The organism is Thalassomonas actiniarum (assembly GCF_000948975.2).
Taxonomy (GTDB): domain Bacteria; phylum Pseudomonadota; class Gammaproteobacteria; order Enterobacterales; family Alteromonadaceae; genus Thalassomonas; species Thalassomonas actiniarum.
On record NZ_CP059735.1, the window covers coordinates 189,301 to 212,752 of the forward strand.

General features: G+C 45.1%; 27 protein-coding genes. 8 read left to right on the plus strand and 19 right to left on the minus strand.

Features of this window, described 5'->3' with window-relative positions; all coding sequences use genetic code 11:
• Positions 1-16: 16 nt before the first annotated feature.
• The 15 genes from SG35_RS00825 to SG35_RS00890 form a co-directional block, all read right to left on the minus strand.
• Positions 17-787 (minus strand): Stf0 family sulfotransferase, encoded by a 771-nt coding sequence (locus tag SG35_RS00825; protein WP_044835295.1) that lies wholly within the window; start codon positions 785-787, stop codon positions 17-19.
• Positions 788-1,452: 665 nt separating this feature from the next.
• Positions 1,453-1,593: an IS66 family insertion sequence element accessory protein TnpB gene (gene tnpB, locus SG35_RS32045; protein WP_152646786.1), complete on the minus strand. Its 141-nt coding sequence runs from the start codon at positions 1,591-1,593 to the stop codon at positions 1,453-1,455.
• A gap of 10 nt (positions 1,594-1,603) precedes the next feature.
• Positions 1,604-1,819: a hypothetical protein gene (locus SG35_RS00830; RefSeq protein ID WP_044835296.1), complete on the minus strand. Its 216-nt coding sequence runs from the start codon at positions 1,817-1,819 to the stop codon at positions 1,604-1,606.
• Complete coding sequence (locus SG35_RS00835; protein ID WP_044835297.1) at positions 1,816-2,346, minus strand: hypothetical protein; 531 nt, start codon at positions 2,344-2,346, stop codon at positions 1,816-1,818. The genes SG35_RS00830 and SG35_RS00835 overlap by 4 nt, the downstream gene beginning before the upstream one ends.
• A 71-nt stretch (positions 2,347-2,417) precedes the next feature.
• Positions 2,418-2,558: a hypothetical protein gene (locus SG35_RS00840; protein WP_160298379.1), complete on the minus strand. Its 141-nt coding sequence runs from the start codon at positions 2,556-2,558 to the stop codon at positions 2,418-2,420.
• Positions 2,551-3,195 carry a TylF/MycF/NovP-related O-methyltransferase gene (locus SG35_RS00845; protein ID WP_053043355.1) on the minus strand — a complete coding sequence of 215 codons (645 nt, stop codon included), beginning with the start codon at positions 3,193-3,195 and terminating at the stop codon, positions 2,551-2,553. The genes SG35_RS00840 and SG35_RS00845 overlap by 8 nt, the downstream gene beginning before the upstream one ends.
• A 109-nt stretch (positions 3,196-3,304) precedes the next feature.
• Positions 3,305-3,982 carry a class I SAM-dependent methyltransferase gene (locus SG35_RS00850; RefSeq protein WP_044835298.1) on the minus strand — a complete coding sequence of 226 codons (678 nt, stop codon included), beginning with the start codon at positions 3,980-3,982 and terminating at the stop codon, positions 3,305-3,307.
• A gap of 64 nt (positions 3,983-4,046) precedes the next feature.
• A complete protein-coding gene (locus tag SG35_RS00855) occupies positions 4,047-4,715 on the minus strand; it encodes a WbqC family protein (protein WP_044835299.1) in 669 nt (222 codons plus the stop codon).
• Positions 4,712-5,815 (minus strand): DegT/DnrJ/EryC1/StrS family aminotransferase, encoded by a 1,104-nt coding sequence (locus SG35_RS00860; RefSeq protein ID WP_044835300.1) that lies wholly within the window; start codon positions 5,813-5,815, stop codon positions 4,712-4,714. The genes SG35_RS00855 and SG35_RS00860 overlap by 4 nt, the downstream gene beginning before the upstream one ends.
• Positions 5,812-6,681 (minus strand): glucose-1-phosphate thymidylyltransferase RfbA, encoded by an 870-nt coding sequence (gene rfbA, locus SG35_RS00865; RefSeq protein ID WP_044835301.1) that lies wholly within the window; start codon positions 6,679-6,681, stop codon positions 5,812-5,814. The genes SG35_RS00860 and rfbA overlap by 4 nt, the downstream gene beginning before the upstream one ends.
• Before the next feature lie 40 nt (positions 6,682-6,721).
• Entirely contained in the window at positions 6,722-7,729 is a 1,008-nt protein-coding gene (gene rfbB / locus SG35_RS00870; RefSeq protein ID WP_044835302.1) for a dTDP-glucose 4,6-dehydratase, read from the minus strand.
• Positions 7,730-7,743: 14 nt separating this feature from the next.
• Positions 7,744-8,373, minus strand: coding sequence for a FlgO family outer membrane protein (locus tag SG35_RS00875; protein WP_044835303.1), 630 nt, complete (start codon positions 8,371-8,373; stop codon positions 7,744-7,746).
• A gap of 27 nt (positions 8,374-8,400) precedes the next feature.
• Positions 8,401-9,066, minus strand: a complete 666-nt coding sequence (locus tag SG35_RS00880) for a FlgO family outer membrane protein (RefSeq protein ID WP_152646787.1) — start codon at positions 9,064-9,066, stop codon at positions 8,401-8,403.
• Between the two features lie 7 nt (positions 9,067-9,073).
• On the minus strand, positions 9,074-9,664 hold the full coding sequence (locus SG35_RS00885) for a FlgO family outer membrane protein (protein ID WP_044835304.1): 591 nt from the start codon (positions 9,662-9,664) through the stop codon (positions 9,074-9,076).
• A gap of 225 nt (positions 9,665-9,889) precedes the next feature.
• A complete protein-coding gene (locus tag SG35_RS00890) occupies positions 9,890-11,152 on the minus strand; it encodes an MFS transporter (protein ID WP_044835305.1) in 1,263 nt (420 codons plus the stop codon).
• Positions 11,153-11,366: 214 nt separating this feature from the next.
• Between SG35_RS00890 and SG35_RS00895 the strand changes: the two genes are divergently transcribed.
• Both SG35_RS00895 and pgmB read left to right on the plus strand, forming a co-directional pair.
• On the plus strand, positions 11,367-13,772 hold the full coding sequence (locus SG35_RS00895; protein WP_053043357.1) for a glycoside hydrolase family 65 protein: 2,406 nt from the start codon (positions 11,367-11,369) through the stop codon (positions 13,770-13,772).
• A 2-nt stretch (positions 13,773-13,774) separates the two neighbouring features.
• Entirely contained in the window at positions 13,775-14,419 is a 645-nt protein-coding gene (pgmB, locus tag SG35_RS00900; protein WP_044835306.1) for a beta-phosphoglucomutase, read from the plus strand.
• A gap of 323 nt (positions 14,420-14,742) precedes the next feature.
• Here the strand turns inward: pgmB and SG35_RS00905 are convergent, their stop codons facing one another.
• A complete protein-coding gene (locus tag SG35_RS00905; protein ID WP_236702685.1) occupies positions 14,743-15,795 on the minus strand; it encodes a LacI family DNA-binding transcriptional regulator in 1,053 nt (350 codons plus the stop codon).
• Positions 15,796-15,997: 202 nt separating this feature from the next.
• Here SG35_RS00905 and SG35_RS00910 point away from each other — a divergent pair, with 202 nt between their 5' ends.
• On the plus strand, positions 15,998-18,280 hold the full coding sequence (locus tag SG35_RS00910) for a TonB-dependent receptor (protein WP_044835330.1): 2,283 nt from the start codon (positions 15,998-16,000) through the stop codon (positions 18,278-18,280).
• Between the two features lie 294 nt (positions 18,281-18,574).
• Here SG35_RS00910 and SG35_RS00915 read toward each other — a convergent pair whose 3' ends face one another.
• The 3 genes from SG35_RS00915 to SG35_RS00925 all read right to left on the minus strand — a co-directional run bounded on the left by SG35_RS00915 (position 18,575) and on the right by SG35_RS00925 (position 20,436).
• A complete protein-coding gene (locus SG35_RS00915; protein ID WP_044835307.1) occupies positions 18,575-18,868 on the minus strand; it encodes a hypothetical protein in 294 nt (97 codons plus the stop codon).
• Positions 18,861-19,013 (minus strand): hypothetical protein, encoded by a 153-nt coding sequence (locus tag SG35_RS00920; RefSeq protein WP_160298380.1) that lies wholly within the window; start codon positions 19,011-19,013, stop codon positions 18,861-18,863. Before SG35_RS00920 ends, SG35_RS00915 begins: the two co-directional genes overlap by 8 nt.
• A 703-nt stretch (positions 19,014-19,716) precedes the next feature.
• Complete coding sequence (locus tag SG35_RS00925) at positions 19,717-20,436, minus strand: hypothetical protein (protein WP_152646857.1); 720 nt, start codon at positions 20,434-20,436, stop codon at positions 19,717-19,719.
• A 237-nt stretch (positions 20,437-20,673) separates the two neighbouring features.
• Here SG35_RS00925 and SG35_RS00930 point away from each other — a divergent pair, with 237 nt between their 5' ends.
• The 5 genes from SG35_RS00930 to SG35_RS00950 all read left to right on the plus strand — a co-directional run bounded on the left by SG35_RS00930 (position 20,674) and on the right by SG35_RS00950 (position 23,377).
• Positions 20,674-21,003, plus strand: coding sequence for a hypothetical protein (locus tag SG35_RS00930; protein WP_044836383.1), 330 nt, complete (start codon positions 20,674-20,676; stop codon positions 21,001-21,003).
• 74 nt (positions 21,004-21,077) lie between these two features.
• The gene (locus tag SG35_RS00935) at positions 21,078-21,647 is read left to right on the plus strand and encodes a hypothetical protein (protein ID WP_044836384.1); all 570 of its coding nucleotides are present in this window, start codon (positions 21,078-21,080) and stop codon (positions 21,645-21,647) included.
• A 103-nt stretch (positions 21,648-21,750) separates the two neighbouring features.
• Complete coding sequence (locus SG35_RS00940) at positions 21,751-22,146, plus strand: hypothetical protein (RefSeq protein WP_044836385.1); 396 nt, start codon at positions 21,751-21,753, stop codon at positions 22,144-22,146.
• A 69-nt stretch (positions 22,147-22,215) separates the two neighbouring features.
• On the plus strand, positions 22,216-22,518 hold the full coding sequence (locus SG35_RS00945; protein ID WP_084693046.1) for a hypothetical protein: 303 nt from the start codon (positions 22,216-22,218) through the stop codon (positions 22,516-22,518).
• Between the two features lie 538 nt (positions 22,519-23,056).
• On the plus strand, positions 23,057-23,377 hold the full coding sequence (locus SG35_RS00950; RefSeq protein ID WP_044836388.1) for a hypothetical protein: 321 nt from the start codon (positions 23,057-23,059) through the stop codon (positions 23,375-23,377).
• Positions 23,378-23,452 lie beyond the last annotated feature (75 nt).

The following is a 23,452-nucleotide window of genomic DNA, read 5'->3' on the forward strand; positions in this document are numbered from 1 at the left end:
AATGATTTTTGGGCTGTTAATATTTTCCCGTCAAATAGTTCATATAGTTATGAAAATATTTATCTGTAACACTGTCTTTTTGTTTTGAGAAGGCTGTTGACATTTGCGACCGTTCAAACGGTTTGTTGATCAATTTAAAAAATGCCTCAAAACTCTCTGTTGTATCAAGGTGCTTAAAGTCTTCATAAAATAATTCGAGAGAAACTCTATGCTGGAGCTTTTCTTGATACACAGCTTCAGATTGAATGATATGAGATAAGGCTTGTGTTATTGCTGCCGGGGTTATTTTTTTCTCGTCTAATTTAGATAGTTCCTGGGTTTCTGCCGTCCATTTATCTGTCAGTTGTGCTTTGAGTAAAGAAATTGCCTGCTCCAGTTTATTCTTTCTGGATAAATACACAACCACATCAAAGCCTAATGTCATAGGATCAAACTTATTCTGGATAAGCGAGATATATTGTTCAATATGCATATTAACGGCAAAAACATCTGTTTGCAGAATTGTCTTATTCATAATGAAATTAAGGTATTCTTGAATGTTAATATTGGAAATCTTTTTCATTTTGGCATAAGCGCCTACATAGCGCATATTTAACCATTCTCTGCATTCACCAACTTGTTGGCTGCGGCTGATAACATCACAAAACATTGATGAGCCCGAGCGCGGAGTGGAAAGAATAAGTACTTTTTTTAATTTAGCAGGATCACTAATATTATCATCGCGCAGGGATAGTTGTTCCATTAAGGATAATAATCTTTCATCTGTTGATTGTTTTTTATCTGACATTTTTAATAACCTGAATTATGGATAAAAGCTGAGATATAATAGGAACTAAATGCCTGTTCAGTGTTGAGAACTTTCGACTAAAAAGTATCAAATCCAAAGAAATAAGCATGGATAATTTAGTTGAAGCTTTTTGTGATGTCGATGATTATTGTAATGTTCTTAACCAAAGCACTGCATTGATAGTCGGTTTCGGTACCTCTCCAAAAACTTGTTTTAACCTTTGAATATAAATAATTAAGTATTACTGATACGTCTCAAAAACATGATGGACTCAGCATCAGCAATGCTTAGCCCAAACATGCTCAATGTGACAAATGTTTAATGTTTCTTATGTGGCAAAACCGGTCTAAAAATCACTGAAACAAAATCCCTCTGCTGTTGCCCTTGGCAGCTGTAAATCAAATCCTTAGCGCTGCCAGCTGTTCCAGGCAATGCATGATGTAATTTAATGTTCCCGGCCCATTAGCTTTGCCGGTTTATCCGGTAAACATCCGATGTCATCATTCATAAGCACTAGGTTAGCAAATCAATCGTTAAGGTGCTGTTTTTATTAAGACTAGTTTGTGATTGATAAAGGCATTTTTATGATCTGTGGTTATAGCGCCACCGCTTTATAATGCAGCTTTTGATACCCGTTTGCTCCTGGCTTTATCTAAGCTTTTCTGTCAAAGGGCAAACCCGGTTATATCCCGGTACAGAATTTTCATCTTGTTCCTGCTTTTATTGCGGAAGATAAAATGGCACCGGTGAACGGCATTAGCTGCGTTTGCTGCTCTGCAAGCTCCATCATAAAGCCCTGGCGGCACTCAAAACCTTCTATGGCCAAAATATCGCGGTGATCGCCATAGGGCAATGAGCGGCCAAAAAATCGGCGATGCGGGCCTGGTGCAGCTCAAGGTTATTCAAAAAGCGGTTGAATTCGGCTTTGATATTTAAAAAGTTGACGCAATACCAGGAAGGCAGCAGCTCACAGTCGACATGCAGATCTAAGATATCCGAGAGTTGTTGTGGGTAGTTTTCTGGGATTCTCATAAGGTTTCCTTGCTGGCCATATTATCAAACAGGGGGAAAATAATGCGGTAAAACCCTGTATTTTCATTGAGGGCTTTAACCTCCCTGACGCAATGAATATTGGAATATTTCCAGATCACCAGGTCGCTTGCTGTAACTTCAACGTCCTGGCCGAAAAGCAGCTCCTGTCCGGCATTATTAATAAAATGAAAACCGCCCTGGTGATAGTCTTTTTCGTAATCGCTGAGAAACAGGGGCAGCTGGCACCTTTTTGGATCAAAAGCATGGTTTCCTGTGGTATCCGGACGGAACTTTTCGAAAAAGTCAGCATGTTTTTTTACCGCAAAAACCGGGGAAACTGTGCGTGACAGGCGATATTGCAACACCAGTTCATCGCAGTTGCGGGTGGCAAAATACCTGGGCCTGCCTTCGACAATATTGCGAATTTTATTGGCTTCAATGGCGATATCATGCAGTTCGTCATCCGGCGCCAGGTTCCAGATATTGATGCAATAAGAGCGGTCTCCTTTGTCTGCCCCCTTGATCAAATAGTTAGGGGTCGAAAAGTTTACCTGGGTATTTTTATGGAAGCTGTCGAAGTAATAGTCTACTTCACCGTTCAGCCATCTTTGCCTGATTTTTCAACCGTTTGTCCGGGCAGAAAATCTTTAATGACAAAATAACCGGCGCTTTGGTAAACGGCTTTTCTTATTTCGCGGACTTTCCCGGACTGATATATATTCTCTTGAAAATTATACATGTTTGATCACCATAGCTTGCCCGGTGGGCAGTTCCAGCGGCGCATAACCTTTGTCTTTAAACCAAGCCAGTTCTTTATCTTTTTGTGCGCTATGGGCAAAGAAGCCAAAATCATCCAATAAGACGATACCGCCGGGAGTCAGTTTATGCCAGAGTTTTTCCAGTGTACCTATTTCCGCCATCCAGCTGTTCATATCCAGGTGGATAAAGGCGACCTTGTCTATGGTCAGCTGCTCCAGGGTATGGGGAGCGGCGCCCTTGATAATTTTTACATTGGGATATGGCTTGAACCTGTCCTGAACAAAGGCATGTAATTGTGCTTTTTGGTGTTCATCCGGGCTGATGGGAGAGTCGGCTGCCTGGGCCGGGTCTATGCCTTCAAAGGTATCGAACAGGTAGATTTCCCGCTGAGCCAGGCGGTCGGTGAAATACTCCATCATAAACTTCATTTTAAAGCCGCGAAAGGTGCCAAACTCCATGATCGCCCCCGGACTGTCGATGATTTGCGAAATGCACCAAATCAAGGTGTGTGCCCGCCAGGCCATGCCGATATAAGGCTCTCCCATGACCAGTTTGCTCATACAGTGCTGAAATTGCTGGTCTTCAAATAAGTGCATATTGTGGTTGGCCACAAACATGCCGTCACCGCAATAATGCTGCGGGTAGACCTCTTTGAGATCCGACAGGCCTGATCGGCTTTTTGTTTTTGATAAATATTTTCGGGTCGGTCAAACATGATAACACCTGTTATTTATTATTAACGGCAACAAAATAGTGGAGATGGCGGCAGGTATCATCGACGGTTTCTATGATCTCTCCCTGATGTTTTATTTCCAGGGCGTTAAAAATTTGCTGGTTATCGCCTGTGTAGGCCTGGATATAAGTATCGTGGCGAAAACCGAGGAAATCTTTGGCAATTTTATACAGGCCGGGGCCGCTTTGCTTGGCATCGTTAAAAATAGTGTGCTTTTCGCCGAGCATGGAAAATATCATTTTTCCGCCGTTTTTGAGTACCCGGCGGCTTTCTGCGATATGGTGGCTAAAACCCGGCTTTGCATTATCAAGATAATAAATAGCGTTACAGGCCAGCAGATAATCGAAGTGGTTATCTGCCAGGGGAATATTAGCGGCTACCCCTTCGGCAAACTCAAGCCCGGGAAACTGTTGTTGCAATTGGGATACCTGCTCTGCCGATACTTCCAGGCCGCAAACCTCAAATCCCAAAGATTGCAGATAGGGAATATGCCTGCCGTGACCGCAGCCGAGATCTAACAGGCTTTTTCCCCGGTAATCATGGTCTAAGAACTGCACTGGCGAACTCGATGAAAAGACCCGGTGGACAAAGTTTTCGGGAAAATAATTGCCCTTGCCCTGGTTGGCCCGGTAATAACTCGCCCATTTATCTGAAGCATGCTGGTGTGACATAAATCTCTCTGCTGTTGGCTTATATTTGGCTTGAATCTGGTTTATGTTTGGCAATTCACTGTATTCAAATGTTTTTTGTGTACATCAATACATCAATAATGGATAAACCCGAACGCTCCCCGCTCTGTAATAGCGGGTTTTGCCGGGTAAAATCCGGAAAAACAAAATTAAGCTTAATGCCTGCGTCGTTAAAGTTTTCTTCCCGGTAAAGCGCCTTGCCGCCGGGTAAATTAAAATATTCACTGCCGCCAAGTTCGCGGGTGATATTGATAATGCGCTGTTCGGCACTGTTTTGCACCTGGTGTTGTGATAATTCAGAGGCATAAACAAAACGGGTATCCAGCGCCAAATAACCAGACATTTGTTGTAAACCATATCCCAGGTAGCGGGCTAAATTGTTTTCATCATAATCAAGCAGCCTTTTCAGCAGCGGATATAAATCGTGAAAAAAAGGCGCTTTGCTATAGCTGAGGCGGATTTGTTTTTTAATTTTATCCAGTGGTTGCTGCTCTGTGGTGCGTTGGTGCTGGTTGATTTTTCTGTTTTGACTGGCTTTTTGTACCGGTAGGGTAATGTTAGTGATCTGGCCGTGCTGCCAGATGCGGTTTTTATTGATCCAGCCACGTTTGATATAATTGACGTCATCAAAAATTACAAAGCAATCAACCGCTTTGATCAGTTGAAAATATCCCAGGTAAGGGAAAAAGTAGGGCTGCATTATCGCTACTTTCATCGGTTTTCCTGCTTTAGCGCCAGGCTGTTAATTAGGGTGCTGCAGACTTCTTCGACTTCTTCTTCCGTGAGATCGAAATACAGGGGCAGGCACAGCAGTCTTTGGGCATAACCTTCCGAAACCGGGCAGCTGACGGACTGGCCGCTGAAGGTGTCAGTTAAGGTATTCAGGGAAGGAGAAAAGTATCTTCTGGAGCCGATGCCTTGCTTTTTCAGTGTTAAAAATGCCTGATTGCAATCTGCCGCCGATTTAAAAATCACCGGGAAATATATCGCGTTCTGACTGGCTTCGTGGTGCCACAGCGGAAACTCAAAGTAGGGACAAAGCAGGGTTTTATAATAATCAAACAGCTGGTTTCTGCGGGCCAATATGTTGTCGATATCACCGAGTAGCGCCAGGCCCATAGCGGCGTGTAATTCGCTCATTTTGCCGTTGATGCCCGGACCGGAAATATGGCCGTTCTCTGGTGCTATACCAAAATTGATCATCCGGGCGGCCCGCCGGTAGTCTTTTTCTTTATTGAAGATCACTGCGCCCCCTTCGACACAGTGAAACAGTTTAGTGGCATGAAAACTTAGGGTGGAGGCGTCGCCGTAGCTTAAGATGCTGCGCTCGCCGAGCTTAATGCCAAAAGCATGGGAGGCATCATAAATCAGCTTTACTTTTGTTTTTGCCTTTATACGCTCAAACGCCTCGACATCGCAAGGGTTGCCGTAAACATGTACCGGCACCAGGGCACTGGTTTCACGGTTGATGGCAGCCAGTGCCTTATCCGGACACAGGTTCAAGCTTTTTGTCTCGATATCGGCAAAATTGGGATGAATGTTTAACCATTGCAAACTGCTGCTGGTGGCGATAAAGCTATAAGGGGTGGTGACGGCATTGCCTTTAAGGTTAAAGGTTTTATAAGCCAGCTGCAGCGCCATGGTGCCGTTGACCACAGGCAGCAGGTATTTTACTCCCAGGTATTGCTCAAGGGCAGCTTTGAGTTGCTGTACCAGGGGACCGTCATTGGTTAATCTCTGGCTGTCAAAAGCCGTTTGCAGATATTGCTGATATCTGTTCTGGTCGGGTAGATAAGGCTTATTTAGCGGGATCATTTATTTTGCACCAATTCCTGCAAATATAAGCCGTAACTGTTCTGGCTCATGGATTTGGCGATATCCGTGACTTGCTCCGGTGTCAGCCAGTTATTGTGCAGGGCGATTTCTTCCAGGCAGGCAATTTTAAACCCCTGTCTTTGCTCTATGGTTTGTACAAACTGACTGGCGGCGATCAGGCTTTCATAAGTGCCGGTATCCAGCCAGGCAAACCCCCGTCCCAATAACTCAACCCTTAAGTCGCCCCGGGCCAGGTAAAGGTTGTTAATACAGGTGATTTCCAGTTCGCCCCGCGCGGACGGGGAAATGGATTTGGCGATATCCACTACCTGGTTATCGTAAAAATATAAGCCGGTCACCGCATATTTAGATTTAGGTTTTTCCGGTTTCTCTTCGATAGAAAGTACCGCCATGTTGTCGTCGAACTCTACTACACCGAAGCGCTCGGGGTCTTTCACCGGATAGGCAAAAAGCGTCGCTCCCCGGGTCTTTTTTCTTGCCTTGATTAGCTGGGGACTGAAACCCTGGCCATAAAAAATATTGTCGCCCAGCACCAGGCAGACACTGCTTTTGCCAATAAACTCTTCGGCAATAATAAAGGCCTGTGCTATGCCGCCGGGATCCGGCTGCACCGCATAGGAGATACGCAAGCCAAATTGCTGGCCGTCTGCCAATAAGCGCCGGTAGCCGTCAATATCTTCCGGGGTTGAGATCACTAATACTTCCCGGATCCCTGCCAGCATCAGCACCGACAGCGGATAATAAATCATTGGCTTATCATAAATAGGTAATAACTGCTTTGAAACGCCTTTAGTGATCGGGTACAAACGGGTTCCCGAACCTCCGGCTAAAATAATACCTTTCATTTAACTGCCTTTTAAAAACTTATATTGATGATTATATAGCTTATTTTCCTACATCTAGATACCAGTGGACGGTTTTTTTAATACCGGTTGCAAAGGTTTCTGTTGGTGTCCAGCCGAGTGTCTTGGCTATCTTAGTGGCATCTATGGCGTAGCGGATATCATGACCGGGCCTGTCGGTCACAAAAGTAATTAATTCCCGGTAGTGTTTGATGCCGGCGACAGCCGCAGGTCTTATTTCATCCAAGAGGCTGCAGACCTGCCCGATAACCTCCAGGTTGGTGAGCTCGTTGTGGCCGCCGATATTATAGGTTTCCCCTATTTTTCCCTGCGTGGCGACCAGGTAAAGGGCGCGCACATGGTCATCGACATAAAGCCAGTCGCGTATTTGCTGGCCGTCGCCGTATACCGGCAGTGCTTGCCCTGTTATCGCCCGCTCTATGATTAACGGGATCAGCTTTTCCCGGTATTGATACGGGCCGTAATTATTGGAGCAGTTAGTGATCACCGCGGGTAAATCATAGCTACGCAGCCAGGCCCGCACCAGGTGATCACTGGCTGCCTTGGAGGCAGAATAGGGAGAGCTGGGGGCATAGGCGGTGCTTTCGGTGAACAAGTCGGTGGAATCTGCCAGATCGCCGTATACTTCGTCGGTGGAGACATGATGGAAACGAAAATCTGCCTGTGCCTGTGGCGGCAATTGCTGGCGGTAGCAGCGGCAGGCCTCGAGCAGGGTATAAGTGCCGAGAATATTGGTTTCAATAAAAGCCGCCGGTTTATCTATGGAGCGGTCAACGTGACTTTCCGCCGCCAGGTGCATAACAAGATTTACCTGGTAAACCTTAAGGATACGATCCAGCTCGGCGCGGTTGCAGATATCGACCTGTTCAAAGGTATATCTCGGGTTATCGGCGACAGCGCTCAGGGCGGCTAAATTACCGGCATAGGTGAGCTTATCGACATTGATCACCCTGTGTTCTGTATTCGAGATCAGGTAGCGTATCAGGGCCGAGCCGATAAAACCGGCCCCGCCGGTCACCAGAATATTCATGTTAGCGTCACTGTTTATAAAACTTCGGCGACAAAGGACGGAATAAAGGTAGTTGCCGTCGATAATACCTGCATAGAGCCGAATTCTATGATCCTGGCATTAACGGTATAACCCCTTTCATTGCCGATCACCACGCCGGATAAGACATAGTTTAATGTTTTGGAATTCATTACTTTAGTCATTTTCCGGCTAAAAGAAAACTCCCCGTCGCTGTTCATTTCGATACCGTTCATCAAATGGATATCCATCACCGGAATGCCATACTCCTGTACCTGGCCGAGCAGGCTTTCGCTGATCAGGTTGCCCAATCGGCTGCCTTCTTCGAGTGAGGAGTCTAAGCTGACAAAACTGGCCACCGCTACCGGCGATTTCAGCTCGGTGCGCGCCATGTTATTGAATAAGTCATGGGCCAGTTTATCGGTATAATCGCTGACCATTTTATGGGTATGGAAAAACGGGATCACTTCCTGATCATTGAGCACAAAGGGCACCGAGTCATCGGTTAATTCCGGCTCTTTATTTTCCCCGGTGGCCTCCTGCTGGATTTCCTTGAGCAGGGTGCAGGAGGTTAAAGCGGCAACAGCAAATACACTTAACATCAGTGTCTGCAACGTTTTTTGAGTGTTATTAATAAAATTCATCATAATATCTCTTCTTACTGCTGTTAAAGGCTATTCCCGGACCGAGGAAGATTTCAATGAAATCTCATTGATCTTGGGCGGCGGTGAAACCTGGTCTTCCAACATCACGGAATCGACGACATCGAAGGGCACAAAAATCTGCGCCGAACTGATCAAGGCGGTGGTGGCAAGATCTACTACCCTGGCATTGAGCAGGTAACCGCCCCGGTGTCGGGTCATGGTGCCGCTGATAATGTTGGTGGCGGAGGTCTGACTTAAAATTTCATTATAATCTTCCGTCTGGAAGAACAAGTCACCGGATTCCGACATGCGGATAAAACCCCGGGCCTTGATGTCGATCACCGAGAAACCGGTGCGGTTGACTTCATGGGTCATGGCTTCGGTGACCTGACGCCCGAAATGGTTGGTTTTATTGAGATCTGAATCGAGCAGGGCCAGATCCGAAATCACAAACACCGCGTCATTATCGGGGAAATCGATATTGGCAAACAAATCCTGGGTTAACCATTTCACATAATGGTTGACGTTTTTAATCAATGGTTTGTCGTAATAACTGACGGAATGATCGTCCTCGTTATTGTGTTTTACCGGTTCAAACTTGTATTTCTCCGGCTTGTGGTCTTCTATCACCAAAGATTGCTCCTGGCTGCTGCAACCGGCTAAAAGTCCTAACATGATCAACGTTAACTTTTTCATATCTACCTCATTTACCTTCACGGTGGAGCATATTGTTGCGCAGGCTCACCTGGTTTGACGACCAGGCGGCGCTTGTCGGGAAGAACTCGCGCGCCGCACTGACAATTTCACTGCTGCTGATCTCTATCACTTCGGCATTGACCATAGCACCGCCGTCAAGCTCGGTGATGGTACCGGCAATCACGTATTCCGCCTGGGCCTTGCTGGCGAGCTCCTTGATATCCCGGGATAAAAAGTAGGAAGCGTTAGGGGAAATGGAGACCGCTTTTGATGCCTTATGTTCAACCACCCTGGCACTGTACTGTACCAGTTCGGTTTTCATGCTTTCTGCCAGCTGGTGCCCCAAAAATCGAAAGGCATTGGGCTGGCTTTTATAACTCAGGGTATCGGACCAGACAAAAGTGGTGATTAAGGTGGGTTTGCTGCGGTAGTCATATTTCTCCGATCTCAGTAAGCCGGTGATCAACGATGACAACTTATTGTCAAAAATTGCCGTTGCCGGCATTTCATCATTTGAGTCGGGTGTGACCGAGTCAAGAGTTTGACAACCCATCAACCCAATGCAAGTGACTAACAATACAGTATAAAATTTATTCATTTTAACAACCCCGGTTTCTGTCTGGGTGCGCCTTATTTATCTCTGTGCAGATAAATGCATAAATAAAGCCAACTGTACTGCTTTTTGCTGATAAGTGAAAAAATTTTTCAAAAGGGAGGGGAGATTCCGGCTTATAGTATAGCCGGAATGATTCACGGTTAGTCGCTGGCGAGATGAAAGTTTTATGCCACAAGCCCACCATCGCCGGTGAGCATGCGGTTTTAATTATGAAGCGGCTTGCTCTTGCCGTGAATATTCGTGTTTGCTAACAAAATTGCTTAATAATTTTAGCGTTAAGAAAATAATGGCGATAGGCAATAAGGTCAGGTAAAACGCGGTTTGCCCGTCAAAGGCAGAGAACACCAGGCCGGTGATCAGCGAGCCTGTGGTGCCGCCCAGCGCCGAGAACAACACGATCAACCCCGTCATGGCGGCATGCTTATTTTTCGGTAAGGCGCTTAAAATCACGGAATTAATCGCCGGATAAATAGGGGCCATAAACAAACCTATGCAGGGGAATAACCAGGCGACCAGCGGCAGGTTTTGCCAGGTGACATTATCCGCCAGGGTAACATCCCGGGTCATGGGCAGGGTCAATAAAATCAGTACCGACATAAAGAGTAAGCAGGCATTAAGCAGGGCGTACCAGCTGATGCGTTTTAACAGGTAACCGGCGCTTAGGCGGCCTATGGCCAGGCAGGCGGCAAAGATGCTGGTGACCTGAACACTGATATCTGTCGGCAACTTTAAAATTTCATTATTAAAGGTCGGTAACCAGGTGCCTATGCCTTGCTCGATCAGTACATATAAAAATGCCGAAATCACAAAAACGTAAACCATAGGTTTTTTTACCAGCTTGAGCATGGCGATAAATTCCGCCACTGCCGAACCTGGCTCGCTGTCGGCTTCTTCATGCTCATGCTGTTTAAAGGGGGTGGATAACAATAATAAAATGTTGAGCACACCTAATACTGCCAGGTAATAATAAACCTCGAGCCAGGACTGGGATTTGGGTTCGTCAGGATTGATAAATAAACCAAAGATCCAGTAACCGGATAAGACCCCCACCATAAAGAAGCCTTCTATGGTATTCATAAAAGAGGCATGGGACTGGCGGTTTTCGGTGATTAAACCTACCGTGGCGTAAACGGATACTTTAACCAGGGCAAAGCCGACACCAACCGCTAAAAACAGGATTTTCGTCATGGCAAAACCGGGAAATTGCGTCATTGCCAGGCAGGCCAGGGTGACAATGACCAGGCCCGTGACCAGGGAATTTCGGTAACCGAATCTGGGCAGGTAAGAGGCGACCAGGAAAGAGACGACGGCGATGGGCAAATCTTTGAAGCCTTCGAGTATGCTGGCGGCAGACTTGGTCACCTCATAATTTTTGATGACCTGGAGGATCACTATGCCGACGCTGTTGAGCAAGATCGCAAAGACAAAGTAAGTTAATAGCAAAGATAATTTAATACGCCAGTTATTCATATGAATCCTCTTATCCCCTGATATAAGGTTACAGCTAATTGTCTGAAACTATAAATAATCTCTAAACCCTGTGCATTAACCTCAAGATCAATTGTATTCCCGATATAAAACATCCCCATTCTAGAGGGTAAAAATATTTTTTGCAAACGTTTGCAAAAGGCGGGAAAATTTGTATGATTATTTTAAGCAATAAACATTTTTAAAGGGTTCTACCTTGCAAACTTTCCATAATATGGATGCCGCGGCCGATAGCAGTGATTGGCAAATCACCCTGGCTGAGCTTGAGCATCTTCCCCTTGCGGTAACCGAAACGCTGTTTGCCCTGGGCAACGGCACCCTGGGTACCCGGGGCACATCCGGTTACCGGCATCCCGACTTTATCCGGGACTGTGAAGGCAGCTATATCAATGGCGCCTACGTCAGCGAGCAGATCCATTATGATGAGTCTGCCTATGGTTTTGCCCGTTTCAACAATAAAATGCTGCAGGTGGCCGACAGCAAAGGTATTGCCCTGTTTGCCGGTAAGCAAAGCGTTGGCAGCAGCGGAGGTGAAGCCTTCGCGGTGAAAGAAGTGCTGAGCCGCTGTTTGAATATGAAAGCCGGTATTTTTGAAGAGTCTTTGTTGCTGGCCACGCCCTCGGGACAGGAAATTAAACTCCATACCCGGCGCTTTATCTGCCAGCACAATGGCCACTTGATGGTCAATGCCTTTACGGTTGAGCCGTTGGTATTTCGCGGGCCGATCACTTTAGTTTCTACCGTAGAAAATAACCTGGCGGAAAGCGAGGCCAGTGACGATCCCCGGGTAGGAGATTTATCTGTCGCCGAAAACCTGACGTTAACTGCCAGCGAAGCCGGCGAGAACATCAGTTATCAACTGCAGCAACTGGACTTGCCAGACAGCCTGATCTGTCATGCCATCAGCCATAGTTTTAATGACCAGGCTGAATTTGTTGGCGGTGAGTCCGATGAACGCCTTGGTTTAACTTGCCGTTACCTGCTTAACCTTGGCGAAGACAAGCTGAGTTTTTGCAAATACAGCTTTATTTCGCATGCCTTTGTCGAAGGTAATGGCGAAGGTGATAGCGAAGGCAACAGCCCGGCAGAGCAGGGCGCTGCCCTTATCCGGGAAGCAAAAGCCGAGTTAGAGCAGGCAATGGCTTTGGGCTATGCCGGTCACTTGCAGCAACACAGCCGTCTGCTCGGTGAGTTCTGGCACAACAGCGATATCGAAATTTCCGGCAATGGCGAGCACCAGAAGGCGATCCGCCTTAATATGCTGCACCTGTATATGTCGGCGGGTCGTGACGGCCAGCGCAATATCGGCGCCAAAGGCCTGACCGGCCCGGGTTATGACGGCCATTATTTCTGGGACTCAGAAATTTATATTATCCCCTATTTCATTTACACCCAGCCGGAAATTGCCCGCAGCCTGTTATCGTTCCGTTTCCGCGGTTTGGCTAAAGCCAGGCAGCGTGCGCTGGAAATGGGCCATGAGCAGGGGGCTTTATTCCCCTGGCGTACCATAGGCGGCGAAGAGTGTTCTTCTTATTTCCCGGCGGGGACCGCGCAATATCATATCAATGCCGCGGTAGCCTATGCCGTCCGTCATTATTTTTCTGCCACCAGCGACTGGGACTTTATCTGGAGCGAAGGTGCCGAGCTGGTCTTTGAAAGTGCGCGCCTGTGGCCGTCGCTCGGGCATTTCAATGATGTTCGAGACGGTAAGTTCTGTCTGGATTTGGTGACCGGGCCGGACGAATATACCGCGCTGGTCAATAACAACTATTACACTAACGTGATGGCAAAAATCCATCTGGCTTTTGCCTGTGATCTGGCGCGGCAAATGGGGCAACAGGCGCCGGAAAATTATCAGCGGCTGCTCAGGCAATTAAACCTGGATGAGCAGGAGCTGGCCTTGTGGCAGCAAATTGCCGATAACATGTATTTGCCCCATGATGAAAAACTCGGTATTTCACCGCAGGATGACAGCTTTTTAGCCAAGAAACCCTGGGACTTTGCCGGTACGCCCAAAGATAAATATCCGCTGTTGTTAAACTTCCATCCGCTGGTGATTTACCGTCACCAGGTGTTGAAGCAGGCGGATGTGATCCTGGCCAACTTCCTCCAGGACGATATGGTGCCGCTGTCGCTGAAAAAGAACAACCTGGCGTTTTATGAGCCGTTAACCACCCATGACTCCACCCTGTCTGCCTGTACCCATAGCATTGCCTACAGCGAAGTTGGCGAGCGGGAGCAGGCGTATCATTATTTTGAAGAAACCGTGATGACGGATCTGGCCAACCTGCATAAAAACAGCCATTACGGCGTGCATACCGCTGCCATGGCGGGGTCCTGGATGTGTATCACCCAGGGGTTTGCCGGTTTAAGGGTTCGCAATGGCAAAGCCTGTTTTAATCCCTTCCTGCCAAAAAGCTGGCAGGGAGTGAGCTTTAAACTGCGATTGCTCGGCTGTCAGCTGCAGTTGACCATGACCGGGGAAAAAGTCAGTTACCAGCTGCTGACGGGTAAATCTTTGCGTTTGCAGCACGGTCAGCAAGAAGTTGTCCTGACACAGGATAAACCGTCACAAGATTTTGCATTAACAGCGGAGCACTAACCATGACAGTTAAAGCTTTTATTTTTGATCTTGATGGTGTGCTCACCGATACTGCCGAGTTCCATTTTATCGCCTGGCAGGCGACCGCCCATCACTTGGGGCTGGAATTTACCCGGGAAGATAATGAGGCCCTCAAAGGGGTTGACCGGGTCGGTTCATTGCAGCTGATCCTCGACAAAGGCAAGCTCACCGTCAGTGAAGAGAAATTTCAGCAGTTATTGGTGGAAAAAAATAAGCACTACCTGGAGCTGATCAATGATATCAATCCCGGTAACTTGTTTCCCGGCGTCTTGGACTGTTTTGCCGTGCTAAAAGCAAAAGGCATTAAAATCGGCCTGGCTTCAGCCAGTAAAAATGCCGCTTTTGTCGTCGACAAATTGGGGATTGCGGATTTATTTGATTTTATCGGTGATGCCGCCTCGGTGGCAAACAGCAAACCCGCTCCGGATATCTTCTTGTCGGTGGCCCGGGGTTTGGAACTGGCACCCGAAGATTGTCTCGGGGTGGAAGATGCGGTGGCCGGGGTCAGTGCCATTAAAGCTGCCGGTATGTATGCCGTGGGCATAGGCGAAAAGTCTGTGCTGACCCAGGCAGATATTGTTTTCCCGACCACAGGGGAAATGGACGTGCAGCAGCTGCTTAATTGATTTTTTGTCGTTGAAAAGGGCTTAGCCGGATATCCCGGCTAAGCCCTTTTTTATGTACAGGATGTACGGTATGACGCGGGTTCATGGATGAATAGGAGCGTTGTCAGGATGTATGGTCAGCTTGCCGGCTCCCGGCGCAAGCTAAGTACCTGCATCCCTGCAGGCAATGACGCGGGTTCATGGATGAATAGGAGCGTTGTCAGGATGTACGGTCAGCTTGCCGGCTCCCGGCGCAAGCTAAGTACCTGCATCCCTGCAGGCAATGACGCGTTTCATGGATGAACTGGAGCGTTATCAGGATGTACGGTCGGCTTAAAATTCCTTCAGGCTTGCTCGCTGGATTGGCGAATAATGAGTTCCACTTCCAGCAATTTAGATTCAATCGGTTTATTCTCGATTTTTTTCAGTACCTTACTCACCAGTAACTCACCGGCAGTCGTGGTATTTTGTCTTACCGTGGTCAAAGAAGGTGAGCTGAATGCCGACATGGCGATATCATCGAAACCGATAATGGCAATTTCTTCGGGAATGGCAACTTTTTGCTCATGCAAATATTTCATCACTCCAAGGGCTATGGTATCGCTGACGGCAAAAATGCCGTCGATTTTTGGATGTTTGCCTTCCAGGTAATTTTTGATCTGTTGATAACCGTCGTTTGAGGTCAGGTCGGTTTTAAGCCTGAGGGTCGGCTCTAAGGCGAGACCGGCTTCTTCACAGGCATCCTGATAACCCAGCCAGCGCTGTTCCAACTCGTTATGCTCTATATCACCCATAAAGGCGATATTTTTACAGCCTTTATCAATCAGGTGTTTGACCGCCAGGTAACCGCCTTTGCGGTTGTCACTGCCGATGGTGGTGTAGTTTTTATTGGCAAATTCCGTACCCCAGACCACAAAAGGCACATTGTTGCTGGCCAGGGCTTCGATGCGCGGGTCATGCTCCCCCTGACCGACAATGATCAGGCCATCTGCCCGGCGGGATTCAAAATAATAATTGTTCCAGTCACCGGTGGCGGTTTTGGTGGTGGTCAGCAGCATGTCATAGCCAAACTTGGTGAGTTCATCCGCTATGGTACCCAATAACTTCATCAGGAAGGGATCGGAAATTGACTGTTCGGTATTTTGATCGAACATAACAATCACGGCTATGGTATGGGTTTTTTGGGTGCGCAACTTACTGGCGGTGGCATTGACACTGAAGTTATGCTCCTGAGCCAGCTGCTGGACAAAATCCCGGGTTTTCTGGCTCACCAGGGGGTTATTGCGCAGCGCCCGGGATACCGTCGACTGGGAAACATTGGCCATTTTGGCAATGTCGGCAAGTGTTTTAATGGTCTTTTCTTTCATGACGGAGATTATTGCATATTCAGCAAACATTACAATCACCCTTATATCATAGTCTTGAAAACGATTGCATCAAATTCTTGCTACCTTGTTGCAAACGATTGCATAAAAATATTGCAATCGTTTGCAAAGCTGCCTATATTGAATGTGGGGAAAGAAATCTTTCAAAACTAGAATTACGACTATTAAAGGCTAGTGTTACTAGATGCAATACTGGCTTGAAGAGGATGAAGTGATGACAAAGAATTTTAAACTATCTTCCGTTGCTGCAGTACTAGCCCTGGTATGCCAGCCGTTTAGTGCCATAAGTGCGGAACAAGAGACAGCAGATAATAGCTCGTCAGCACCTAAAACCGAAAAAATTGAGCAAATCGTCGTTACCGGTACCTTCAGCGGTAAAGCGGTAAGAAAAGTGGATGCAGGTTACGCCATCAGTAACTTTTCCGAAGATGATATTAAAAAACTGGCGCCAAAAAGCACCGCGGATTTATTTAAAGCGGTTCCCGGCGTCTGGTCAGAAAGTTCCGGCGGTGTTGCCGGGGCCAACGTGTTTGTCCGTGGTTTTCCCAGCACCGGGGATGCGCCTTTCTTAACGGTGCAGTTACAAGGGGCACCGATTTTCCCGCCACCGACCCTGTCTTTTTTAGAAAACTCCTCGATATTCCGCCTCGATGAAACCGTTGAATTCATGGAAGCCCTGCGCGGCGGCACCAACCCGGTTATTTCCAATGGCCAGCCGGGTTTGACCACTAACTTCTTACTTAAAGAAGGCAGTGACGATACCGAAGGCAAGGTAAAATACTCAACCTCAGATTTTGGTCTGCAGCGCTTTGACGGCGTGCTTAGCGGCGCGCTGGCGGACGACCTTTACTTTATGATCGGCGGTTATGTGAAAAGCTCACCGGGTGTACGCGATGCCGGTTTTAATGCCGAAGAAGGTCAGCAGTTCACCATTAATATCACCAAAGAGCTGGATAACGGTAAAATTAATCTTTATACCCGCCAAACCGATGATCACGGTGTCTGGTATCTGCCTGCGCCGATCAATGCGCCGGGTGTAGACAATGAATATGTACAGATAGGCACCAATAACCGTCAGGCCACTATTCAGTACGGCCCGGACAATACCAGTGAAGCTTTTGATTTCGGTGATGGTCGTGGCTGGAAAGGTTCTGTTTCCGGCGGTAGTGTTGAACTGGAGCTGGACAATGGCTGGGATCTGGTAGACCGCTTTAGTTATACCCAGGGGGATGCCAATACTTTTGGTTTAGTGCCTAACGATAATGCCGTTGCCCTGTCCAGTGTTGCCGATAACGGCGCTACTGCCATCGGTGCGGTGACAGGTACTGAATATGCCGGCGATACTATGGTGCAGCAAATTGGCCGCTGGGTGGTGAAAAAAGAAATTGAAGCTTTCACCAATGATCTTGCCCTGACCAAAACCTTTGATAAAGGCAGCTTTACCGCGGGTTATTATAATTCAACCTACCAGTCTAAAGATTGGTGGTCGATAGGCAACCAGGCCTATCACGTGGTGGAAACCGGCGGTGAAATGCTCACCGGTATCGACTGTAACGACAATGCCGACAGCTGTGGCTGGAACTATGATATCAACAGTGTCGGTGACGGTACTACCCGTGCGGTATACGGTGCCCTTTCTTATGAAGTGACCGATAAACTCACCTTGGACGGCGGTGTGCGTTTCGAGCAGCATGAAATCGAATATACCGTGGATGAAGGCCTGACCGGCTCTATTTCCAAGGCGGTTTCTTATGATGAAAACGGTACTTCCTGGACCTTTGGCGGTAACTATTCGCTGACCCGGGATTCGGGGATTTTTGCCCGTATCAGTAACGGTAGCAAGATGCCGTATTTTGATGATTTCCGCGATAACTTCGATGACTATACCAATGGCGAAGACCTGATCAAGGATGTACGCCAGTATGAGCTTGGCTATAAGTTGTCAAAAGATAACTATAGTGTCTATGCCACTGGTTTCTTTAATGAGGTGGAAGGTGATTTAGAAGTACCTCAGCCGGGTCAGCCTGCTGTTGTCCGTACCACCCAGGCATATGGTGTTGAGCTTGATTTCACTTATTACAACGACGATGGTTTTTCCGTTAGCTTGAACTCTACCCTGCAGGATACCGAGATCCTTAAGGGGCAGGATAAAGGTAATGAATTGCAACGTCTGCCTAAGTGGCAGGTGCGTATTACCCCCAGCTATGAATATGAGTTCAGTAACGGCATGTTGGCGACCGTATACGGTACCTTGTCTGCGGTTGGTGACCGTCATTCAAGCAACGCCAACATAGACGAACAGGAACTGCCGGGTTATGAAAAAGTTGACCTGGGTGTGATCTTCGATGTTACCGACGAGGTACAGGTGCAGTTTGCTGCCAATAACCTGACCGATGAAGACGGTTTAACGGAAGGGGATCCGCGTGACGCGCTATCGTCTAACGCCCGTTATATCTTGCCAAGAAGCTTTGACTTCAGTGTGAGTTACCAGTTCTAACGGTTGCTCGCTGATACGATTAAAAAGGCCGGTTAACCGGCCTTTTTAGCTCGCAAACCAAAGAAAGACAAATGGTTACCTTGCCCGGCACAATAAGCGTTCGGCTTTACTTGCGGGGCCTGTAGGACGTTGTGATTTGGTGTTTGGTTATTTTCTCGGTGAGCCTGACGTTATACATAGCAGTACCTAACAGGTTTGAGCGCCTTATAGCCATTAACATAAGCAAGTGCTTTAAAAGCGGGTGAATTATTCGCTTTGCCAGCGTTAAGCCACCCGCCTTTTCCTGAGTTAAGCTTATTGTTCAAGCTTAAAGTGGCGCAGGTCGTTGTGAAGCGTATCTATTTGATCCCGGTATTTTCTGACTTGTATTTTCAACTTATAACAAACATGCCATATACCTTCACTGGTTTGTGGGGTAATACACTCAGGCTCGCGGGCAACAGCGGCGAAAGCATCACACAAGAAGGAGCATTCATCACTGAATTTGCTAAAGTCGTCACTCAGTTCGAGACTCTTGCTTGTTAACTGCTTCCTTTTCGCTTCATGATCCAGCAGAGCCCCCGGGGTAATTGTGTTTGACTCAGACATGATACCGGCCTCCCTTGATGGTGAGCGGCAAACTATGCCGGGCACGGTTGTGGTGGTTTGTTGGTGGATATTGGTGGTCAGGTATATTTTCGGTTAAAGAAACTTTAACCGAGTGAAACTCTGACATATCATTAGATTTAGCCATGATGGATACCTCAGTACAGTAGTATCTGTTGTGGTTAGCTGCTTCTGAGTGCGCTAACACTCAGGAGTAGCGCTTAACGGCTCAGCAGCATGTTGCCGGTTGAACCTTGCACCTTGCACTTTATGAATATTTTATCAGTAAGAAACACCTCTCTTGGTTGTGGGGGATTGCTGGATTCCCCTTAAAGGTATAGTACAAAAGACTATATAAATCCACAGTATTTTTATGGGAAGGGGAGAGTATGTATCTATTTGATAATTAAGTGTATTGAAGTTTTTATCAGAGATGTTTTCTGACCTAGTCACGCTTTTTCTGTGCCAGGTAAGATACTTTTTGGCAATGAACTAAGTAAACTTAGACTTAAATCTTTATAAGAAAATAAAGGGTAAGCTATAAAGCCGCATTTTTACCGTAAATACGGCAAAATGTCGCTTTTCAACGCCTTGCTATCAAATTGAAAATTTCTAACTTATTGATGGTGTGTTTTTAAAAGATAAAATTAAAACATTCAATGATAATTTAGCTGGTCGTATTTCTGGCAGAAATACGAAATATTTTCGGTTAATATAGCTGTTATGTTTTCATGCACGCCGAAGTCATGAATATGTTGATGTTTGGTTCATTTAGGGTTTAATGACTTAAAAAAACAGCGATGACATTTTGATAATGCATAGCTGTTTTAAGTTTTATAGACTAGCCATTTTTAACAATTACTATGGTATTTTACTCGTTCGAAGGATCTATTCCAGGTAGCATCAAAAAAATACCATTCAGATTTACCGTCATTGTGGCGAGCAAAAAAACTATCTATACGATCGCCATTATTTTCTATTAATTCGGTCACACGTTCAGGTTGCCCACCAGAGCGACAGTTAGTATACCAAGCATATCGCTCTCCCTGTCCGTCTTTGATTTCATATTTCCAATAAAGTCTGTCTTTTACTGAAATAAAACCAGAAATTTTACTTTCCACCAAAGCGTTATTTACAATGCTTTGAGTAATTAGATTGCCATCACAATAATAATAATATCCAAAACCAGAACCCCTCAATATACAATCATGGTCAACAAAAACATTTACGCGCCCATCACTATTTGTAATACAATTTTGCCCATTTTGGTCACAAACTTCTACTTCTATTGTTTGTTGACCGCTTATTGTATTTGGTCCTCGGACATCACTTGTTGTAGTTAATCCGCTTCGATATTTATGTCTAGGTTCGCCTGATGGTTTATTAACATATAAATTATATGTTGGGTTGGGGTAAGTATTAGATAGATAGTAATTAGACCAATCTATTGTTACTGACTCATTTATGTCTATGCTTGATGGTGTTGCTTTGACATAATCTGATGCCAGTAAAGTAGTGCTGAATAGGGGTAATACTAAGATTATAGATAATAGTCTTATTTTCTTTAACATATTTAAATCCTCCGTTGATTTATGAGCGAACATTATAACTATTAACAATTACATGTAAATTTTTTTACAAAAAAAACATATAATCAGGTTGGATATTAATTATCAAAGTAATATTTTATAGTGTGAGCTTGGAAAACATAACAAGTGTGTCATGCAGGAATTTTAATAAAATGCCGCTGCGCGTCAAAACTTTTATTAAAATCCTCATACACAGGCGTTAGGCATACAGGCAAAAAAATGAAGGATATCGTCAATAATGAGTGCTATTCAGAAATGCTCAAGATTCAAGAGTTATTGAATGCGAAGCTTCGTAATGACTTCGAAATTGAAAAAGTAAAAGGGCGAGAGCATCTAGCTCGTTTTCTTACTAGCCGAGTTGGGCAGCTCATTGATGAGTTAAATGCGACAGGCTATTCATTTGCACCTTGTGATTACAGTGGTGATATCAATTTTGAAAACAGTGAGCAGTCATTTAGCAATGGTGCTGACATGGGGGAAGGTATCATTATTCACTTTCATGGATATTCTGTTCAAGCTACCTGGGAAGGTAGTGATAAATATGCCTAACAAGTTGCACCAATTCGCACCTTCGGTGCCGGACGCTCGTACCTCGCGCCGCTGTGCAAAGCGTTAACGGTACTATGAATATTGAAATTCTCTGCGAGAATATATACGAAGACTTAGAAGGCTACATAAGTGCTATCGAAAGTACTTATATGGGAATTAGCTTTATATACGAAACTGATCACTGGGATGATTTTGATAAGCGAATCAAATTAAAAATAGAGTGTGAAGGCGTTGCTGAGTCAACGTTAAACATTGACGCTGGCGGTTCGTTTCAGTTATTTACTAAACATCCTGTTTTAGATGAATATCTTGGTGATTCAGGCGTGCTTTACTTTTCTAGTAAACCAGAAAATCCAAATGAAATTATTGGCCTGTTATATTCCGAACATGAATCATATTTTGGTGATTGGCGCGACTTATCTAAATACTTGAATACAAATATACCATTTAGCGAGTTGCTGAGTAGTGGCAATGGCTCTCTAGCAAACGCACCAATCAATGTGTTAGAGATATATAAAAATGCCGTATCCGATTATTTAAATGTAAACATTGTCAAATCTCATAAAAATGATGGTGGCTTTAAAATGTTAGTCGTAGAAAATACATATATTGTGTGTAAGAGCATTAGTGTGAAGTACTGCTAACAAGATATGGGGGATATTATCCATACAAGCGCAATCAAACGGAGTAATTTTCCGCTGCGCTCCAAATTGCCCGGTGTTGCGGGCGTTATAACCACATCGAGCTATGAGCGAATCAGAAATTAAGTACGGGATTCAGAAGCAATTTAGAGAGGCATTGCAAGCACTAGCTGTTTCTCCGGAATTACAGGTTGAATTTACTGGGCCTTGTGATGTGCCTGTTGAAATCATTGAGGATTACTTGCTTTGGTGTGGTTCCTATAAAAACTATTTCAAAGATGAACTTAGTAATCAAATTGTCGAAGAAATTACAGATCTAGGTTATTGGGTTGATAAAATGCCTGATACTGTGTTTAGAGATACAAATATAGAGTCTATGCAGCAGCCGGAGTGGGAACCACTTAGAGCAAAAGCTAAAGAGCTGTTGCTAAAATTAAATTGGCCTATAGAACCTCCACCACCTTTTGTTAATGAAGGAGATGGTGTTTATAGGCGTAAATAAGGTTATAACAAATAAAGCCAGCGGATTCGTAAACTCACCGCTGCTTCAAGCATTATGAGTACCCGTAATATGCAAACTGTTATAGGCGGTGATGTCATTGAAATTCACGCGCCGCAAGATCGTTTAGAGTTAAAGTTTGTTGTGCGAACTGCTAATGGTGAAATAACTAACGTACGTTTTACTAATTCAGATAACTCCCCGATCAAAGTGGACTTTCAAGAACTATCTTTAAAAATGCTCTATGACCCAGAGTCAGAAATCACTAGTTTTGGTGAATTCGAGTATGTAAATAAAATTGAAAATGGTTTTGAAATCATAGGGGACTTTGGCATGGTTTGGGTATATTGCGAACTGAGCATGCCGAAGTTATAAAACTCATAACAACTTAATAGATAAGGAAAAATAATAACTAGTCGCTCCGCTCCTAAACAGTTATTATTTTCCTATTATGTAAGGCGTTAGCATTCAACATTGATTGCAATCTAATTAACTTGAGTTATTTATTTTTGATATAGTTGTAATTAATCATAACAACATGGATGTTTTGAATGATATATCTCGCGCGTTTTTTCTTTTGGTTTCTTCTAATTAGTAATTCGGTAGCGGATTATTTTGCTGCGGAGTCTAGCGAGCAAATTTTCATTGAATCATTTTTTCCTCTTATAGAGTCATTCCAGTTTCCTATATTGGTTTTTACGCTTATCTCTCTCTATGGTTTGGGGTATAAACGTACTATTTTCAGCATTAAAACTTATAAAGTTATTGCTGTGTTGTACATTGCTTGTGCTATTTATCGTATTTTTATGCCGGTTATCATGTACTGGGAGCAATCAAGTGACATAAGTATAGAGTTAATTATCTTTTTTCTTACGGATTTTTGGATATTTTGGGTATTGTGGAGCAATGAAAAATGTCAGGATTAACTAGTCTACGTCAGATAAAATCAGCATCTCCTCTAGGGAGCTTATTGAGCTTAGGTTATAAGCAGATAGTAACTAAAAATAACGCTGAAGAAGTTTATCGTTCGTTAGTGCCTTTGTTGCATGAACAAATCAAAATAGGAAGAACCATAGATGACCCAATGATCCAAAATGCTCAAAAGGTACTTGAAGGGCTTGCACCTTTCGGAGTTCGTCGTAGGAATTTCAAAAGGTGGTACCTTGGCTCCAACACAAAGCTGCTTGAACTCCCCCATGATCCGGATAAGTTAACTATTGCTTGTTGGTGGTAGAATATAGTTATTAATAAATAGGTGATATTTATTAATAAGGTAGCTAAGTCACTATAGTTTAGCTTTAAGTGCTAA

Excerpts from the sequence above, each read along its gene's own strand:
- SG35_RS00840 (WP_160298379.1), bottom strand. The coding sequence starts at position 2,558 with ATGTATAATTTTCAAGAGAATATATATCAGTCCGGGAAAGTCCGCGAA.
- SG35_RS00935 (WP_044836384.1), top strand. The coding sequence starts at position 21,078 with ATGAATATTGAAATTCTCTGCGAGAATATATACGAAGACTTAGAAGGC.
- SG35_RS00845 (WP_053043355.1), bottom strand. The coding sequence starts at position 3,195 with ATGTTTGTGGCCAACCACAATATGCACTTATTTGAAGACCAGCAATTT.
- SG35_RS00855 (WP_044835299.1), bottom strand. The coding sequence starts at position 4,715 with ATGAAAGTAGCGATAATGCAGCCCTACTTTTTCCCTTACCTGGGATAT.
- SG35_RS00910 (WP_044835330.1), top strand. The coding sequence starts at position 15,998 with ATGACAAAGAATTTTAAACTATCTTCCGTTGCTGCAGTACTAGCCCTG.
- SG35_RS00830 (WP_044835296.1), bottom strand. The coding sequence starts at position 1,819 with ATGAGAATCCCAGAAAACTACCCACAACAACTCTCGGATATCTTAGAT.
- SG35_RS00825 (WP_044835295.1), bottom strand. The coding sequence starts at position 787 with ATGTCAGATAAAAAACAATCAACAGATGAAAGATTATTATCCTTAATG.
- rfbB (WP_044835302.1), bottom strand. The coding sequence starts at position 7,729 with ATGAATATTCTGGTGACCGGCGGGGCCGGTTTTATCGGCTCGGCCCTG.
- SG35_RS00850 (WP_044835298.1), bottom strand. The coding sequence starts at position 3,982 with ATGTCACACCAGCATGCTTCAGATAAATGGGCGAGTTATTACCGGGCC.
- SG35_RS00875 (WP_044835303.1), bottom strand. The coding sequence starts at position 8,373 with ATGATGAATTTTATTAATAACACTCAAAAAACGTTGCAGACACTGATG.
- rfbA (WP_044835301.1), bottom strand. The coding sequence starts at position 6,681 with ATGAAAGGTATTATTTTAGCCGGAGGTTCGGGAACCCGTTTGTACCCG.
- SG35_RS00925 (WP_152646857.1), bottom strand. The coding sequence starts at position 20,436 with ATGTTAAAGAAAATAAGACTATTATCTATAATCTTAGTATTACCCCTA.
- SG35_RS00880 (WP_152646787.1), bottom strand. The coding sequence starts at position 9,066 with ATGAAAAAGTTAACGTTGATCATGTTAGGACTTTTAGCCGGTTGCAGC.
- SG35_RS00885 (WP_044835304.1), bottom strand. The coding sequence starts at position 9,664 with ATGAATAAATTTTATACTGTATTGTTAGTCACTTGCATTGGGTTGATG.
- SG35_RS00945 (WP_084693046.1), top strand. The coding sequence starts at position 22,216 with ATGCAAACTGTTATAGGCGGTGATGTCATTGAAATTCACGCGCCGCAA.
- SG35_RS00950 (WP_044836388.1), top strand. The coding sequence starts at position 23,057 with ATGTCAGGATTAACTAGTCTACGTCAGATAAAATCAGCATCTCCTCTA.
- SG35_RS00860 (WP_044835300.1), bottom strand. The coding sequence starts at position 5,815 with ATGATCCCGCTAAATAAGCCTTATCTACCCGACCAGAACAGATATCAG.
- SG35_RS00915 (WP_044835307.1), bottom strand. The coding sequence starts at position 18,868 with ATGTCTGAGTCAAACACAATTACCCCGGGGGCTCTGCTGGATCATGAA.
- pgmB (WP_044835306.1), top strand. The coding sequence starts at position 13,775 with ATGACAGTTAAAGCTTTTATTTTTGATCTTGATGGTGTGCTCACCGAT.
- SG35_RS00930 (WP_044836383.1), top strand. The coding sequence starts at position 20,674 with ATGAAGGATATCGTCAATAATGAGTGCTATTCAGAAATGCTCAAGATT.
- SG35_RS00890 (WP_044835305.1), bottom strand. The coding sequence starts at position 11,152 with ATGAATAACTGGCGTATTAAATTATCTTTGCTATTAACTTACTTTGTC.
- SG35_RS00905 (WP_236702685.1), bottom strand. The coding sequence starts at position 15,795 with ATGTTTGCTGAATATGCAATAATCTCCGTCATGAAAGAAAAGACCATT.
- SG35_RS00920 (WP_160298380.1), bottom strand. The coding sequence starts at position 19,013 with ATGGCTAAATCTAATGATATGTCAGAGTTTCACTCGGTTAAAGTTTCT.
- SG35_RS00940 (WP_044836385.1), top strand. The coding sequence starts at position 21,751 with ATGAGCGAATCAGAAATTAAGTACGGGATTCAGAAGCAATTTAGAGAG.